The following is a 15066-nucleotide window of genomic DNA, read 5'->3' as shown; positions in this document are numbered from 1 at the left end:
CTTTTTCTCGGCGCGTTTTTCATCGGCGGTCTTTGCCGGTTTCTTCTTGTCAGCTTTCTTGGAATTCAGACCTTTGGCCATGATGCGTGCTCCACTTACAGGGGATGTAACACTGGGTATAACACCGATTGCCCAACAGAAGGCGCTTTGCCCGACTTATAATCTGCACCCCCTGGATTCGCGTGTTTGAAAACCATGCCCGAGTTGCACATCGACCGACTGGCAGAGCCGTTGTGGCCGCTGCTGAACAAGTTCTATCGCAGCCATAACTCACCGATGAAGGCCCTCAAGGGTGGCCAGTTGTGGGTGGCCAGGGGCAGCGAGATTGTCGCGGGCCTGTGCCTGACGCCGGTGGTGGGTGGGCAGTGGTTGACCGGGCTGTTTGTCGACCCGGCGCTGCGTGGCCAGGGGCTGGCGGCGCAATTGATTCGCGCCTCGGTCGCAAGCGTTGAAGGCACGGTGTGGCTGCTGTGCCATCCGGACCTGGAAGGCTTTTATCAACGCCAGGGTTTTACCCAGGACACGTTGCTGCCGCAGTCCTTGTCGGAGCGCCTGGTGCGCTACAAACGCAACAAGCCCATGATCGCCATGGGCTTAGAACCGTTGGTGAGGTCGTCCTTCAATAAAGTGTGATCAGCCGTTGTGGGCCCCATGCTAGCCTCGGCGGCACCAGCGGCCCATTACAGGATGATCATGAAAGCGACCCTTGCAGCCTTATCCCTTGCAGCCCTCCTCGCCCCGGCCTTGAGCCAGGCAGCCGAAGCGCCGGTTTCCGCCGAGCAGTATGCAACCGTGCTCGCCGGCAGTTGGCGCGTGCCGGCCAACAGCGCGCGTGATGGGTATCGTCATCCGCAGCAGACCCTGGAATTCTTTGGCCTGCGGGCCGACCAGACCCTGATCGAAATCACCCCCGGTGGTGGCTGGTACAGCGAGCTGCTGGCGCCGCTGCTCAAGGATAACGGCCACTACATCGCCGCCGTGCAGGCGCCGAACAGCAGTGCCTACGCGCGTACATCAGAAGAAAACCTGAAAAAGAAATTCGCCGCAGACCCGGTGCATTATTCCAAGGCCGGCTTCGCCGAGTTCGACCCCAAGGCTCCGGTGCTGGGCAAGCCTGGCTCGGCCGACACCGTGCTGACCTTTCGCAACGTGCATAACTGGGTGATGGCGGATACGGCGCCGGCGATGTTCGAGGCGTTCTTCAAGGTGTTGAAACCGGGCGGCGTGCTGGGGGTGGTGGATCACCGGGCCAAGGACGGGGCGTCGCTGGAAGACATCAAGCACAGCGGTTACCTGACCACCGCGTATGTGGTGAAACTGGCGACGGATGCGGGGTTCAAGCTTGAGGGGCAGAGCGAGGTGAATGCCAACCCGAAAGATACCAAGGACTACCCGGATGGGGTCTGGACCTTGCCGCCGGCGTTGACGTTGGGGGAAAAGGACAAGGCGAGGTATGTGGCGATTGGTGAGTCGGACCGGATGACGTTGCGGTTTGTGAAGCCCGCAAAATAAGCTGAATGCACGCAGAACAAATGTGGGAGCGGGCTTGCTCGCGAATGCGGTGGATCAGTCTATATCTTCGGTGACTGGCACTCCGCTTTCGCGAGCAAGCCCGCTCCCACAGTTTGAGGTGTGTTTTGCCTGAGGGTTATTCGTCTGCGGTGGGATCCATATCCGGGAACATCACTTCGATAAACCCGAACTTGCTGAAATCGGTAATCCGCGATGGGTACAGCCGGCCGATCAGATGATCGCACTCGTGCTGTACCACCCGCGCGTGAAAGCCTTCGGCAATCCGCACAATCGGCTCGCCCTTGGGGTCAAACCCTTCGTAGCGAATCTGCTGGTAACGGTCCACTGCCCCACGCAAACCAGGCACCGACAGGCACCCTTCATAACCTTCTTCCAGCACCGGGCTAAGGGGCGTGATCAGCGGGTTGATCAGGATGGTCTGGGGCACGGCGGGCGCGTCCGGGTAGCGTTCGCTGCTCTCGAAACCGAAGATCACCAGTTGGAGGTCCACTCCAATCTGTGGCGCGGCGAGGCCGACGCCGCCGACGTGTTCCATGGTCTGGAACATGTCATCAATCAACTGCCACAGCTCGGGGCTGTCGAACATTTCCGGCGGAACCGGCGGGGCAATGCGCAGCAGGCGCTCATCGCCCATTTTCAGGATTTCACGGATCATCGATCAGACTTCATCGGTAGTGGGCTTGAGGGAAGGGTCGCGGCCAAGGCCTGAGACATGCTTTTTTTCGTCGTGCTCGCCAAAGTCCTTTTCACCAGGATCCTTGCCTTCGGCCGACATGTGTTCGATCACCGCGTTCATCTCCGCCCCCAGCAACAGCACGGCAGCCGAGATGTAGAAGTACAACAGCAGCACAATGATCGCGCCGATACTGCCATACATGGCGTTGTAGTCGGCAAAGGTTTTGACGTAGTAGCCAAAACCCAGGGAAGCGACGATCCAGACCACCACCGCCAGCACCGATCCCGGGGTGATAAAGCGAAACTTCTGCTTCACGTCAGGCATCACGTAGTACATCAACGCCACGGAGAACATCAACAGGATGACGATCAGCGGCCAACGCAGGATGGTCCACAGCGTGACCACGAATTCCTGCATGCCGATCTGCCCCGCCAGCCATTCCATTACCTGGGGCCCGAGCACCATCAAGGCGGCGGCGGCCAACAGCATGCCGGCGAAGCCTACGGTGTAGAAAATCGACAGCGGGAAACGCTTCCAGATCGGTCGGCCTTCCACCACGTCATAGGCGGCATTCATCGCACTCATCATCAGGCGCACACCCGCCGAGGCGGTGTAGAGCGCGATCACGATACCCACCGACAACAGGCCACCCTTGGATTGCTGCAACTGGTCGATCACCGGGTTGACCTGTTCGAGGGCCTGGGGCGGCAATACCAGTTCCGATTGCATGCGCAGCCAGGTGAAGAAGTCCGGCAGGTGCAGGAAACCGATCAGGGCAATCAGGAACAGCAGGAAGGGAAACAGCGAGAACAGCATCTGGTAGGCCAGCGCCGAGGCGTACGTAGGCATCTCGTCATCGAGGAACTCTGTGACAGTGCGCACCAGCACTTTGTGCAGGGGCAAGCCTTGTAATACCGGAAAAATCATAGCGTCTCCTTTCGCCGCAAAAAGTTGAGTTCGTGGGCGACTCAGGGGCCGTTTTCTACATCAAGGTAGCTTATTTGGCGACCTTGAAACAATTTCCAAACTTTAATCACTGCAGGTGACACAAAAACGGCCATCCGTGGATGGCCGTCGGGCTGCTGGAGTGCAGGCAGCCAGGTCGGGACTATTTGACCGCTTTCTTTACTGCGTCCTTGGTGTCGCCGACTGCTTTTTGCACTTCACCTTTCTTTTCCTGAACCACGCCTTCAGCCCGCAACTTGTCGTTGCCGGTGACTTTGCCAACACCTTGCTTGATGTTGCCTACGGCTTCGTTCGCCAAACCTTTTGCCTTATCCGATGTGCTGCTCATGGTATTTCTCCTGGGAACAATCAAGGATTTTGGTCACTACGTAAACGTTGACCCTTGGCCTTTCCAGAGAGTTTCAATTATTTTTTCAGCGGCATTTCATCGCGCCGTACAGGTTTGGCTTTATGTTTTGCGGCCAACCCACGAGAATGCCGGGCACATCCAGGCGCAAGCGCTGGGTAACAGATCCCGTAGGAAGGTTATGAAACTCAATAAAGCACAGGCCATTGCCCGCAGAAACCAGGAACTGGGCGGTGCCGTACTCGGTGTCAACAACTGCCACTTCACCGACCTGGACCGCAAACGCAACATCTGGTGGTTCGACCTGCCGGTGGGCCGGATTGCCGTGGGCCAGTACGAGTGGATCCACTTGTTGATGCACAACGCCGAGAGCGACCAGTTGCTGCACCTGAAGGTGCCAACGGTGTTTCTGCGCGAGAAGCTGGAAGGCCTGGTGGTGCGCAATGCCGGCAAGCGCAAGCCGGAGATTACCCTGGAGCTGAGTGCCGACAAGGACTCGTTCCTCAAGGACGTACGCCCGGCCGGTGCCGGTGTGAGCTTCGCGCAGTTCGCACTGTAGGAATACGGTAAAAACTGTGGGAGCGGGCTTGCTCGCGAATGCGGTGTGTCAGTAACCGGTATATCACTGGCACACCGCTTTCGCGAGCAAGCCCGCTCCCACATTTGGATTGCATTTCAATGCAGGAAAATCAGCGTTCAATAAAAAGCCCCGCATCTGCGGGGCTTTTTGTTGGGGCCGATTTACTTCTTCAAACCCAGCTTTTTCAGTTCTTCATCCCGCAGTTCGCGGCGCAGGATCTTGCCCACGTTGGTGGTCGGCAGCGCATCGCGGAATTCCACGGCCTTGGGCACCTTGTAGCCGGTGACGTTGGCGCGCATGTGCTCCATCACCTGGTCTTTGGTCAGGCTGGCACCCGGCTTGACCACGATGAAGATCTTGATGTGTTCCCCGGACTTCTCGTCCGGCACACCAATGGCCGCGCATTGCAGCACGCCCGGCAGGGTCGCCAGCACATCTTCCAGCTCGTTGGGGTAGACGTTGAAACCGGAGACCAGAATCATGTCCTTCTTGCGGTCGACAATGCGCATGTAGCCATCCGGCTGGATGATCGCGATGTCACCGGTCTTCAGCCAGCCTTCGCTGTCGAGGATCTCGGCGGTGGCGTCTTCGCGCTGCCAGTAGCCCTTCATCACTTGCGGGCCCTTGACGCACAACTCGCCCACTTCACCCAGCGCCAGCTCGACGCCGTCATCGGTGATGACCTTGCACAGGGTCGACGGCACCGGAATGCCGATGGTGCCGATCTGGATGTTCTGGATCGGGTTCACGGTGGCCACCGGGCTGGTTTCGGTCATGCCGTAACCTTCGCAGATGGAGCAGCCGGTGACCGCTTTCCAGCGCTCGGCCGCCGCCAGTTGCAGGGCCATGCCGCCTGACAGGGTGACCTTCAGCGCCGAGAAATCCAGCTTGCGGAAGGCGTCGTTGTTGCACAGGGCAACAAACAGGGTGTTCAGGCCGACAAAGCCGCTGAACTTCCACTTCGACAGTTCCTTGACCATCGCCGACAGGTCGCGCGGGTTGCTGATCAGGATGTTGTGGTTGCCGATCAGCATCATCGCCATGCAATGAAAGGTGAAGGCATAGATGTGGTACAGCGGCAGCGGGGTAATCAGGATCTCGCAACCTTCATTCAGGTTGGAGCCCATCAGCGCCTTGCACTGCAGCATGTTGGCGACGAGGTTGCGGTGGGTCAGCATCGCGCCCTTGGCCACGCCCGTGGTGCCGCCGGTGTATTGCAGCACGGCGACTTCGTCGCTGGCGGGGCTGACTTCGTTCACCGGCTGGCCGTGGCCCTTGGCCAATACATCGTTGAACTTGATCGCCTTGGGCAAGTGATAGGCCGGGACCATCTTCTTCACGTACTTGATGACGCTGTTGATCAGCAGGCGCTTGAGCGGCGGCAACAGGTCAGCGACTTCGGTGACGATCACGTGCCGGACGGAAGTCTTGGGCACGACTTTTTCAGCCAGGTGCGCCATGTTGGCCAGGCAGACCAGGGCCTTGGCACCGGAGTCGTTGAATTGGTGTTCCATTTCCCGCGCGGTGTACAGCGGGTTGGTGTTGACCACGATCAAGCCGGCACGGATGGCACCGAATACGGCGACCGGGTATTGCAGGACGTTGGGCAGTTGCACGGCGATTCGATCACCGGGCTGCAAGTCGGTATGCTGTTGCAGGTAAGCGGCGAAGGCGCCGGACAGTTCGTACAGTTCACCGTAGGTGATTGTCTTGCCCAGGTTGCTGAAAGCCGGTTTGTTGGCGAAGCGTTGGCAGGACTGCTTCAGTACCGCCTGAATATTCGGATACTCGTCTGGATTGATTTCTGCAGCAATCCCGGCGGGGTACTTATCCTTCCAAAAGTCTTCGATCATGGAAGCCCACTCCTCAGCGACGCGAATTCATTCATCGCATTTGATGCGATTATTATTTGTTTGTTTTTGGGTGAGTCTGGCGGTTAAAAGCAGGCCAAGAGGTCACAAAGCGCGCCGAGAGTAGCAGCTTTGCCAAGGGCCGCCTAGAGCCAAAAGAGGCCCCTACGGTCATAAACATGACTCAAGAATATCTAATGGTCATTTTTAGAGCAAAGATTCTATAAGCCAAGAAAGGGCTCTGGAATGGGCTTCTACGCATTTAAACTGAATGAATAAAAACCAAATGGGGGAGCGGGCTTGCTCGCGAAAGCGCAGTGTCAGTCACAGGATATGTCGACTGGTATACCGCTTTCGCGAGCAAGCCCGCTCCCACATTTTTTGACCTTATTTCAAATCAGGCTATGTCGCGCAATTCGCGCCGCAGGATCTTGCCCACCGGCGTCATCGGCAACGACTCACGCAGCACAATATGCTTGGGCACCTTGTAGCCGGTGAAGTTGGCCTTGCAGTAGGTCTTCAGCTCTTCAAGGCTCACGCCCTGGGCACGGGCCACCACAAACAGCTTCACCGCCTCGCCGGTACGCTCGTCCGGTACGCCGATCACCGCGCAGCTGGCCACCGCCGGGTGCGCCATCACCACGTCTTCGATCTCGTTGGGGTACACGTTGAACCCCGAGACGATGATCAGATCCTTCTTGCGATCAACGATGCGCACAAAGCCGTCCGGGTCGATCACCGCTATATCGCCGGTCTTGAGCCAGCCTTCGGCGTCCAGGGTCTCGGCGGTCGCCACCGGCTGCTGCCAGTAGCCCTTCATCACTTGCGGGCCCTTGATGCACAGCTCGCCCCGCTCGCCCAGCGGCAGCTCCGCGCCGTTGTCGTCGATGATCTTCATCGCCGTGCCCGGCACCGGAATGCCCACGGTGCCCAGCTTCGATTTGCCGCCATAGGGGTTGGTGCTGGCCACCGGTGAGGTTTCGGTCAAGCCGTAGCCTTCACCAATCGCGCAGCCGGTCAGTTGCTGCCAGCGCTCGGCCGTGGCCTTGACCAGTGCGGTGCCGCCGGAGTTGGTGAGCTTGAGGTGGGAGAAATCCAGGCTCTTGAAGTCCGGGTGGTCCATCAAGGCCACGAACAGGGTGTTGAGCCCCAGCAGCCCGGTGAAGCGCCACTTTTTCAGCTCCTTGATAAAGCCGCCAATGTCCCGGGGATTGGTGATCAGTACGTTGTGGTTGCCCGATACCATCATGCACATGCAATTCGCGGTGAAGGCATAGATGTGGTACAGCGGCAGCGGCGCCACCATCACCTCCTGGCCTTCCTTGATCAGCGGATGGCCGTCGTCCCCCAGTTGCGACATGCACGCCCGCACTTGCTGCATGTTGGCCACCAGGTTGCCGTGGGTAAGCATTGCGCCCTTGGCCAGGCCGGTGGTGCCGCCGGTGTATTGCAGCACCGCGATGTCGTCGAGGGTCACCGGGTGGCGGTTGAGTGCCTGGCCGGCGCCCATGCGCAGGGCGCGCTTGAAGGAGATGGCTTGCGGCAGGTTATAGGCCGGGACCATCTTCTTCACCTTGTCGACCACGGTGTTGATCAGCCAGCCCTTGGCGGCGGGCATGAAGTCGCCCATCTTCGCTTCGATCAGGTATTCGATCTCGGTGTCCTTGCTGACTTCTTCAACCCGCGAGCCAAACAGGTTCAGGTACACCAGCGCACGAATGCCGGCATCCTTGAATTGGTGACGCATTTCCCGCGGGGTGTACAACGGGTTGGTGTTGACCACGATCAGCCCGGCGCGCAGGGCGCCGAACACGGCAATCGGATAATGCAGGACGTTGGGCATCTGCACGGCAATGCGGTCACCCGGCTTGAGGTCGGTGTGCCACTGCAGGTAACCGGCGAACGCGGCGCTGCGCCGATCCAGCTCGGCGTAGGTCAGGGTGATCCCCATGTTGCTGAACGCCGGACGATCGGCAAAGGTCTTGCAGGAACGCTCGAAGACTTCGATCACCGATTTATAGGCTGTGAGGTCGATCTCGTTGGGAACCCCGGCTGCGCGTTTGTCATTCCAGAAATCAGGTTGCATTATTCTTGTCCTCTTACCTGAGTGGTCCGGCCGCTTTTGATGTTGCGATGAAAGCGGAGCTTTGGGGACGTTAGCAGCTATGGTCAATCAGGCAAATACAACAAGATGCGTCATTGATTGTGTGAATCTCCCCGCCAAGGCCAGCGCTGATCCAGCGGCCTGCGGTGAATGAGCTATACACTGCAACGACCCTGAGCAAAGGAAGCGCCATGAACCACACCACTTTCTGGCTGACCGCGAATGACCGCAGTCGGGTGTACGTCAACCAGTGGCTGCCGGACGGGCCGCCCAAGGCGCTGATCATGCTGGCCCACGGCATGGCCGAGCACAGTGGCCGCTATGCCCGCCTGGCCCAGGCGTTGTGCGATGCCGGCTACGGCCTGTACGCCCCCGACCAGCGCGGCCACGGGCGTACCGCCGACGAGGGCACCCTGGGGCTGTTCGCCGAGAGAGACGGCTGGAACAAGGTGGTGGGCGACCTGGCGAGCCTCAACCAGCATATCGGCCAGCAAGCGCCGGGGGTGCCGATCATCCTGCTGGGCCACAGCATGGGCAGCTACATTGCCCAGGCGTACCTGCTGCACCACAGCGCGAGCCTTAACGGGGCGATTCTCAGCGGCTCGAATTTCCAGCCGGTGGCGCTGTACGGCGCGGCCAAGGTGATTGCCCATGTCGAACGCCTGCGCCAGGGGTTGCGCGGGCGCAGTGCGCTGATTGATTTCCTGTCATTTGGATCGTTCAACAAGGCGTTCAAACCCAATCGCACCGCTTTCGACTGGCTCAGCCGTGACCCGGCCGAGGTCGACAAGTACGTCAGCGACCCGCTTTGCGGCTTCCGTTGCACCAACCAGCTGTGGATCGACCTGCTGGGCGGCTTGCAGCAAATCAGCAAAGCGTCCAATCTCGCTCAGATAGACCCGGGGCTGCCCATCCTGATAATGGGCGGTGAATGTGATCCGGTCAGTGAAGGCAAGCGTCTCAAAAGTCTGGCCAATGCGTTGCGTGAAGCCGGCTGCCAGCACCTGGAGCTGAGCATTTACCCACAGGCGCGCCACGAATTATTCAACGAAACCAACCGTGATGCGGTCACAGCCGACGTGCTGACGTGGCTGGCCCAGGCAGCAGTGCTGCGCCGCCCTACTCGCTGCGAATGATTTTTCGTTTAAAATCAATATATTAAGATTTCTGATTAGCCACAGGATGCACCAACTGATGACCCAGGTTACCAACACGCCTTACGAAGCCCTCGAAGTCGGCCAGACCGCCAGCTACAGCAAGACCGTCGAAGAGCGCGATATCCAGTTGTTCGCGGCAATGTCCGGCGACCACAACCCGGTGCATCTGGACGCCGAATTCGCCAAGGCGACCATGTTCAAGGAGCGCATTGCCCACGGCATGTTCAGCGGCGCCCTGATCAGCGCGGCGGTTGCGTGCGAGTTGCCTGGGCCCGGCACGATATACATCGGCCAGCAAATGACCTTCCAGAAGCCGGTCAAAATCGGCGACACCCTGACCGTGCGTCTGGAAATCCTCGAGAAGCTGCCGAAATTCCGCGTGCGCATCGCCACCCGCGTATTCAACCAGCGCGATGAACTGGTGGTAGACGGCGAAGCCGAGATCCTCGCGCCACGCAAGCAGCAGACCGTGACCCTGACCGAACTGCCGGCCATCAGCATCGGTTGAACGAACGCCCATGAAAAAGCCCCGCATCTGCGGGGCTTTTTTATTCAGGCGGGGCTCAAGACTGAGCGCGAGCCTGGTTACGCAGGGCTTTCACCTGGTCGTGGTTGCGTTGCGCGCCGTGGAACTGACGCTCTACCAGGTCACGAATGCCCAGCAGGTTGTGCTTGTTGATCTTCTCGATCGCTTCTTTGTAAGCCTTCAGTGCGTGGTCTTCACCGCGCTCGGCTTCGTTCAGCACGGCTTCTTCGTCTTTACCGGTCACCATCGACTTCACGTCGACCCAACCACGGTGCAAGGCACCGGCGACGCTGCCGGAATCTTCCGGATCGCCACCCAGCGCTCTTACTGCGGTCTGCAGTTCGGCAGCGGCGGTACCGCAATCAACGGAACGTTTGGCAAACAGGGCTTTGAGTTCTGGGTGCTTGATGTCTTCTGCGCAGGTCTTGAAGCCTTCCTGGCCGTCTTTGCTGGTCTCGATCAGGTCGTTGAGTACGGAGATCGATTCTTTGTTGATATCAGTCATTTTTCAATTCCTTCGCGGGTTAAGAAACGTGTATTAGTAATTGCAGCGCCCGTGCCAGCTTTTGAAAAACAATTTATTACTTAAATTTCAATAAGTTAGCTAATAAACAAAAATCTGTATCCGCTTTATTTGCATGATCTGTCATTTGGCCTCCATGCAGAATGCCTGTATTTTCCAAGGCATCGACTCAAACACCTGAAGCCGCAATGAACCCTGAAAAACTTGAACTGCTGATCACCCGCGAAATGCCCTTCGGCAAGTACAAGGGCCGGATCATTGCCGACTTGCCCGGCCCCTACCTGAACTGGTTCGCCCGTGAAGGTTTCCCCCACGGCGAACTGGGCGGGTTGCTGGCCCTGATGCAGGAAATCGACCACAACGGTTTATCCGAACTGCTGGAACCCCTACGCGCCAAGCACGGCAAGCCCGCCCCTCGTCATTAATAGAGCACGCACATGGACAGTACCCGCGACGAACAACACTGGCACGCCATCGCCCAGCGCTACGACCTGGAGCCCGGCCCGATCAACCTCGAAAACGGTTACTTCGGGCGCATGAGCCGCGCGGTACTTGAGCAGTATCAGGACAACGTCGCCTTCATCAACCGCAGCAACTCGATCCATGTGCGCCAGCGTTTCGAGCAGGGCGAAAACGTCGAGATCCGTAACCAGTTGGCGCAGTTGATGGACGCCGATCCTGAAGCCATCGCCCTCACCCGCTGCGCCTCGGATGCGTTGCAGTCGCTGATCCGCAACTACAACCGCTTGCAGCCCGGCGACCAGGTGCTGATCAGCGACCTGGAGTACGACACCGTCAAGGGCGCCATGCGCTGGCTGGCGCAGAATCGCGGCGTAGAAGTGATCGAGATTGCCCACGAACACCCGGCCAGTTTCGACAGCCTGGTGCAGACGTATCGCGATGCGTTCCTGCGCTATCCCCGCCTGAAACTGCTGGCACTGACCTACGTGACCCACCGCACCGGGCTGGTGATGCCGGTGGAGGCGATTGCCGGCGCTGCCAGGGAACATGGAATTGATGTGATCCTCGATGGCGCCCATGCGCTGGGGCAGATCGAGTTCAACCTGGCGCAGTTGGGTATCGCGTTTGCCGGTTTCAACCTGCACAAGTGGATCGGTGCGCCGTTGACCCTGGGCTTTATTTATATCGACCCGCAACGGTTGGCGGACATTGATCCGGACATGGGTGAGTTTCACTATCCGGTGACCGATGTACGTGCCCGCACGCCGTACAGCACGCCGAATTTCCCGGCGTTGATGACCTTGCCGCTGGTGTTCGAAGAGCATCGTTTGCTGGGTGGATCCAGAGCCAAGGGCGCCCGCCTTAATTACCTGCGGGATTTGTGGGTGAGTGAGGTGCGGCAGTTGCCGGGAATTGAAGTGCTGACGCCCGACGATCCACGGCTGTATTGCGCGATCACGTCGTTCAAGTTCACTGACAAGCAGGATCAGCAGGTGATGGCGGAGCGACTGCTCAAGGAATACAACCTCTTCACCACAACCCGCAGCGGGGCGTCGTTCGGCAGTTGTATTCGGGTGACACCAGGCTTTTTGACGTCAGCGGCAGACATTCATGCGCTGATCAAAGCCATCACCGAACTGAGCGCGATATCACTGTAGGAGCGAGCTTGCTCGCGAAGGTCGTTAACGATGACACGGGAAACCTGACACCCAGCGGTGCTCTCGGTTTTTTCGCGAGCAAGCTCGCTCCTACAGTGGGAGTGGGCCATTTTCCGCAGGCAAAAAAAAGCGGTACACCGACCAAGTGCACCGCAAAAATGCCGTAGAACACAGCAACAACGATTCGGTAAATCCAATCAGTCCAGCAGGGCCAGCGCCTCGGCGGTGGTTTCCTGGATGCGTGCCCAGTCGCCGTTCTTGACCCATTCCGGATCAAGCATCCAGCTACCGCCCACGCACATCACATTTTTCAACGCCATGTAGCTCTTGATGTTGGCCGGCCCAACACCGCCAGTCGGGCAGAATTTCACTTCGCCAAACGGGCCGCCCAGGGCCTTGATCGCCGCCACGCCACCGCTGACTTCAGCCGGGAACAGCTTGAAACGGCGATAACCCAGGCCATAACCTTCCATGATCCCGGAGGCATTGCTGATGCCCGGCAACAGCGGAATCGAGCTGTGTACCGAGGCTTCCAGCAGGTCACGGGTAATCCCGGGAGTGACGATAAATTGCGAACCGGCCACTTCGGCCGCTTCCAGCATATGACGATCCAGCACGGTACCGGCACCGGTGCACAGCTCCGGACGCTGCTCACGCAGTACCTGGATGGCCTTGAGGCCGAACTGCGAACGCAGGGTCACTTCCAGTGCGGTCAAACCACCGGCTGCCAGGGCATCGGCCAGCGGCAGGATGTCCTGTTCACGGGCAATGGTGATCACCGGCAGGATCCGCGCCTTGGCGCAGAGGCTGTCGATCAAGGCAACTTTGTCCGCCATGGAAACGGTAGGTTGAGGGCTGTTCATCGCGGCTGATCCTTGGCTCATGGGCACCAGTAAATCTCTAGAGTAGGTTGCAAAAACGCGCGTATCGGCATGGCAGCAACGTCGTCACTGGCCAGCGCGGCGCTCAAGGTGGTCAATTTCGAGCTGCCGGAAATCGACAGCACGGTGTAGTGGGCGGTCGCCAGCAGCGCGCGACTCATGGTCAGGCGCTGGTGCGGCACGGTCGGCGCCAGCATCGGCCAGCAACGACGGCTGCCGTCCGGCTTCAACGCTTCAGCCAGGTTCGGGCTGTTGGGGAACAGCGACGCGGTGTGGCCGTCGTCGCCCATGCCCAGTACCAGCACATCAATCGTCGGCAACTCGGCCAGCAGGCGATCGGCCTGCTCGGCAGCGTCGTCAAGGGTGGCGGCGACGCTGTACAGGCTCAGGAACTTGGCCTTGGCCGCCGGGCCCTGCAGCAAATACTTCTTCAACAGGCCGGCATTGCTGTCGGCATGTTCCACCGGCACCCAGCGCTCGTCGGCCAGGGTGATGGTCACCTTGGACCAGTCCAGGCCTTGCTTGGCGAGGTTCTGGAAGAACGCCACCGGGCTGCGGCCGCCGGACACCACCAGGGTCGCCTCGCCACGGGCACTGATGGCCGCGCGCAGTTGTTCGGCCACGTCATTGGCCAAGCCATCCGCCAGCAGCACCGGGTTGCGGTACTCATGGGCAGTCACGCCCTGAGGCAGTTTCAAATCAGATATCGCCATACCAAGACCTCCCGTCCCGCGTGATCAGTGCAATCGAGCTCATTGGCCCCCAGGACCCCGCCGCGTACGGCTTGGGCGCATCACCGGATTTTTTCCATCCGGCGATCAACTGGTCACACCACTTCCACGCAGCTTCGATTTCATCTTTGCGCACAAACAGGTTCTGGTTGCCACGCATTACTTCCAGCAACAGCCGCTCGTAGGCATCGGGAATCCGTGCGCTGCGATAGGTGTCGGAAAAATTCAGTTGCAGCGGGCCGCTGCGCAGTTGCATGCCCTTGTCCAGGCCCTGCTCCTTGGTCATCACGCGCAAGGAAATCCCTTCGTCCGGTTGCAGGCGGATGATCAGTTTGTTGCTGATCTGCAAGCGCTGCTCCGGGGCGAAGATATAGTGGGACGGTTCCTTGAAGTGGATGACGATCTGCGACAGTTTTTGCGGCATGCGCTTGCCGGTACGCAGGTAGAACGGCACCCCGGCCCAACGCCAGTTACGGATATCGGCACGCAGGGCGACGAAGGTCTCGGTGTCGCTCTGGGTGTTGGAGTTATCTTCTTCCAGGTAACCCGGTACCGGCTTGCCGGCGCTGTAGCCGGCGATGTATTGGCCACGCACCACCTGGGTGGTCAGGCCGTCCGGGCTGATGGGCGCCAGGGCCTTGAGCACCTTGACCTTCTCGTCCCGAATACTGTCGGCAGACAGGTCGGCGGGCGGGTCCATGGCGATCAGGCACAGCAGCTGCAGCAGGTGATTCTGGATCATGTCCCGCAGTTGCCCGGCCTTGTCGAAATAGCCCCAGCGACCTTCGATGCCTACTTGCTCGGCCACGGTGATTTCCACGTGGGAGATGTAGTTCTGGTTCCACTGGGTTTCAAACAGGCTGTTGGCAAAACGCAGGGCGATCAGGTTCTGGACGGTCTCTTTGCCCAGGTAGTGGTCGATGCGGTAGGTGCGGTTTTCCGGGAAGAACTGCGCCACGGCGTCGTTGACCTTGCGCGAGGAATCCAGGTCCGAGCCGATGGGTTTTTCCAGGACCACGCGGGTATTTTCCGCCAGGCCGACCTTGGACAGGTTCTCGCAGATCGCGCCATACACCGCCGCCGGGGTGGCGAAGTAGGCAATCAGGCGTTGTTCAGTGCCGGCGTTCTCTGCCAGGGCGACGTAGTCATCGGCCTTCAGGAAGTCGACGTGCAGGTACGTCAGGCGGGCCAGGAAACGCTGGGCGACGGTTTCGTCCAGTTCCTTGCCAACGTAACCACGCAATTCTTTTTCGATGTGGGCCAGGTGCTGTTGCTCGGAACCGGCCTCACGGGCCAGGGCCAGGATGCGCGTGTCTTCGTGCAGCAGGCCCGCACCATCGAGTTGATAGAGGGCAGGAAATAACTTGCGCAGCGCCAGATCACCCAAGGCGCCAAACAGGGCAAAGGTGCAGGGTTCTACGGTTATCGAAGGCATGATGTTTGTTCTTTTATCAAGTTAAGCTACAAATACCTTTTTTTAAGGCATCACTCAAGGAAAAATGTAGTAATAACCACAACATTTTCCCGAAAAACGTATTCCGAGTGGTGGTGTTCAACTACCCTCAGTAGGATAG

The 15066-nt window shown here is 59.1% G+C and carries 16 protein-coding genes and 1 pseudogene; 8 read left to right on the top strand and 9 right to left on the bottom strand.

Annotation, left to right across the window (positions count from 1 at the left end):
• The first annotated feature begins 195 nt into the window (after positions 1-195).
• Entirely contained in the window at positions 196-633 is a 438-nt protein-coding gene (locus tag HX839_RS15890; RefSeq protein WP_177067332.1) for a GNAT family N-acetyltransferase, read from the top strand.
• 60 nt (positions 634-693) lie between these two features.
• On the top strand, positions 694-1512 hold the full coding sequence (locus tag HX839_RS15885) for a class I SAM-dependent methyltransferase (protein WP_134327214.1): 819 nt from the start codon (positions 694-696) through the stop codon (positions 1510-1512).
• Positions 1513-1648: 136 nt separating this feature from the next.
• On the opposite strand, the gene def is transcribed toward HX839_RS15885, so the two are convergent.
• The 3 genes from def to HX839_RS15870 all read right to left on the bottom strand — a co-directional run bounded on the left by def (position 1649) and on the right by HX839_RS15870 (position 3503).
• Positions 1649-2188, bottom strand: coding sequence for a peptide deformylase (gene def / locus HX839_RS15880; RefSeq protein WP_003213049.1), 540 nt, complete (start codon positions 2186-2188; stop codon positions 1649-1651).
• Between the two features lie 3 nt (positions 2189-2191).
• Positions 2192-3136, bottom strand: a complete 945-nt coding sequence (locus HX839_RS15875) for a YihY/virulence factor BrkB family protein (RefSeq protein ID WP_003213047.1) — start codon at positions 3134-3136, stop codon at positions 2192-2194.
• Between the two features lie 181 nt (positions 3137-3317).
• Positions 3318-3503 (bottom strand): CsbD family protein, encoded by a 186-nt coding sequence (locus HX839_RS15870; protein ID WP_003213044.1) that lies wholly within the window; start codon positions 3501-3503, stop codon positions 3318-3320.
• 199 nt (positions 3504-3702) lie between these two features.
• On the opposite strand from HX839_RS15870, the gene HX839_RS15865 reads away from it, so the two are divergent.
• Positions 3703-4080, top strand: coding sequence for a hypothetical protein (locus HX839_RS15865; protein ID WP_003213043.1), 378 nt, complete (start codon positions 3703-3705; stop codon positions 4078-4080).
• A gap of 182 nt (positions 4081-4262) precedes the next feature.
• Here HX839_RS15865 and fadD1 read toward each other — a convergent pair whose 3' ends face one another.
• Complete coding sequence (gene fadD1, locus HX839_RS15860; RefSeq protein ID WP_003213041.1) at positions 4263-5954, bottom strand: long-chain-fatty-acid--CoA ligase FadD1; 1692 nt, start codon at positions 5952-5954, stop codon at positions 4263-4265.
• Positions 5955-6348: 394 nt separating this feature from the next.
• The gene (gene fadD2 / locus HX839_RS15855; RefSeq protein WP_003213039.1) at positions 6349-8037 is read right to left on the bottom strand and encodes a long-chain-fatty-acid--CoA ligase FadD2; all 1689 of its coding nucleotides are present in this window, start codon (positions 8035-8037) and stop codon (positions 6349-6351) included.
• Between the two features lie 209 nt (positions 8038-8246).
• Between fadD2 and HX839_RS15850 the strand changes: the two genes are divergently transcribed.
• Complete coding sequence (locus HX839_RS15850; protein WP_177067301.1) at positions 8247-9191, top strand: alpha/beta hydrolase; 945 nt, start codon at positions 8247-8249, stop codon at positions 9189-9191.
• Between the two features lie 58 nt (positions 9192-9249).
• A complete protein-coding gene (locus HX839_RS15845; RefSeq protein WP_003213034.1) occupies positions 9250-9720 on the top strand; it encodes a MaoC family dehydratase in 471 nt (156 codons plus the stop codon).
• Between the two features lie 55 nt (positions 9721-9775).
• Here the strand turns inward: HX839_RS15845 and HX839_RS15840 are convergent, their stop codons facing one another.
• On the bottom strand, positions 9776-10243 hold the full coding sequence (locus HX839_RS15840) for a PA2169 family four-helix-bundle protein (RefSeq protein WP_003213033.1): 468 nt from the start codon (positions 10241-10243) through the stop codon (positions 9776-9778).
• 206 nt (positions 10244-10449) lie between these two features.
• Between HX839_RS15840 and HX839_RS15835 the strand changes: the two genes are divergently transcribed.
• From HX839_RS15835 to HX839_RS31600, 3 genes and pseudogenes are all read left to right on the top strand, one after another.
• Entirely contained in the window at positions 10450-10686 is a 237-nt protein-coding gene (locus HX839_RS15835; RefSeq protein ID WP_003213031.1) for a DUF3820 family protein, read from the top strand.
• A gap of 12 nt (positions 10687-10698) precedes the next feature.
• The gene (locus tag HX839_RS15830; protein WP_102369761.1) at positions 10699-11880 is read left to right on the top strand and encodes an aminotransferase class V-fold PLP-dependent enzyme; all 1182 of its coding nucleotides are present in this window, start codon (positions 10699-10701) and stop codon (positions 11878-11880) included.
• A pseudogene (locus HX839_RS31600) lies at positions 11871-11978 on the top strand (outer membrane lipoprotein carrier protein LolA); the annotation flags it as partial. The gene HX839_RS15830 and the pseudogene HX839_RS31600, both read left to right, overlap by 10 nt.
• Positions 11979-12077: 99 nt before the next feature.
• On the opposite strand, the gene HX839_RS15825 reads toward HX839_RS31600, so the two are convergent.
• The 3 genes from HX839_RS15825 to zwf are packed head-to-tail and all read right to left on the bottom strand — an operon-like array spanning position 12078 to position 14927.
• Positions 12078-12743, bottom strand: coding sequence for a bifunctional 4-hydroxy-2-oxoglutarate aldolase/2-dehydro-3-deoxy-phosphogluconate aldolase (locus HX839_RS15825; RefSeq protein ID WP_003213027.1), 666 nt, complete (start codon positions 12741-12743; stop codon positions 12078-12080).
• 17 nt (positions 12744-12760) lie between these two features.
• Complete coding sequence (pgl, locus tag HX839_RS15820; RefSeq protein ID WP_087693179.1) at positions 12761-13474, bottom strand: 6-phosphogluconolactonase; 714 nt, start codon at positions 13472-13474, stop codon at positions 12761-12763.
• The gene (zwf, locus tag HX839_RS15815) at positions 13461-14927 is read right to left on the bottom strand and encodes a glucose-6-phosphate dehydrogenase (RefSeq protein ID WP_177067300.1); all 1467 of its coding nucleotides are present in this window, start codon (positions 14925-14927) and stop codon (positions 13461-13463) included. Before zwf ends, pgl begins: the two co-directional genes overlap by 14 nt.
• Between the last annotated feature and the right edge of the window lie 139 nt (positions 14928-15066).

Source organism: Pseudomonas sp. I8001 (assembly GCF_013385345.1).
Classification (GTDB): domain Bacteria; phylum Pseudomonadota; class Gammaproteobacteria; order Pseudomonadales; family Pseudomonadaceae; genus Aquipseudomonas.
This window is presented reverse-complemented; position numbering and strand designations above follow the sequence as displayed.

Coding starts and splice junctions, on each gene's coding strand:
- HX839_RS15850 (WP_177067301.1), top strand. CDS start 8,247: ATGAACCACACCACTTTCTGGCTGACCGCGAATGACCGCAGTCGGGTG.
- HX839_RS15870 (WP_003213044.1), bottom strand. CDS start 3,503: ATGAGCAGCACATCGGATAAGGCAAAAGGTTTGGCGAACGAAGCCGTA.
- zwf (WP_177067300.1), bottom strand. CDS start 14,927: ATGCCTTCGATAACCGTAGAACCCTGCACCTTTGCCCTGTTTGGCGCC.
- HX839_RS15890 (WP_177067332.1), top strand. CDS start 196: ATGCCCGAGTTGCACATCGACCGACTGGCAGAGCCGTTGTGGCCGCTG.
- HX839_RS15830 (WP_102369761.1), top strand. CDS start 10,699: ATGGACAGTACCCGCGACGAACAACACTGGCACGCCATCGCCCAGCGC.
- HX839_RS15885 (WP_134327214.1), top strand. CDS start 694: ATGAAAGCGACCCTTGCAGCCTTATCCCTTGCAGCCCTCCTCGCCCCG.
- HX839_RS15865 (WP_003213043.1), top strand. CDS start 3,703: ATGAAACTCAATAAAGCACAGGCCATTGCCCGCAGAAACCAGGAACTG.
- HX839_RS15825 (WP_003213027.1), bottom strand. CDS start 12,743: ATGAACAGCCCTCAACCTACCGTTTCCATGGCGGACAAAGTTGCCTTG.
- HX839_RS15845 (WP_003213034.1), top strand. CDS start 9,250: ATGACCCAGGTTACCAACACGCCTTACGAAGCCCTCGAAGTCGGCCAG.
- fadD2 (WP_003213039.1), bottom strand. CDS start 8,037: ATGCAACCTGATTTCTGGAATGACAAACGCGCAGCCGGGGTTCCCAAC.
- HX839_RS15875 (WP_003213047.1), bottom strand. CDS start 3,136: ATGATTTTTCCGGTATTACAAGGCTTGCCCCTGCACAAAGTGCTGGTG.
- def (WP_003213049.1), bottom strand. CDS start 2,188: ATGATCCGTGAAATCCTGAAAATGGGCGATGAGCGCCTGCTGCGCATT.
- fadD1 (WP_003213041.1), bottom strand. CDS start 5,954: ATGATCGAAGACTTTTGGAAGGATAAGTACCCCGCCGGGATTGCTGCA.
- HX839_RS15835 (WP_003213031.1), top strand. CDS start 10,450: ATGAACCCTGAAAAACTTGAACTGCTGATCACCCGCGAAATGCCCTTC.
- HX839_RS15840 (WP_003213033.1), bottom strand. CDS start 10,243: ATGACTGATATCAACAAAGAATCGATCTCCGTACTCAACGACCTGATC.
- pgl (WP_087693179.1), bottom strand. CDS start 13,474: ATGGCGATATCTGATTTGAAACTGCCTCAGGGCGTGACTGCCCATGAG.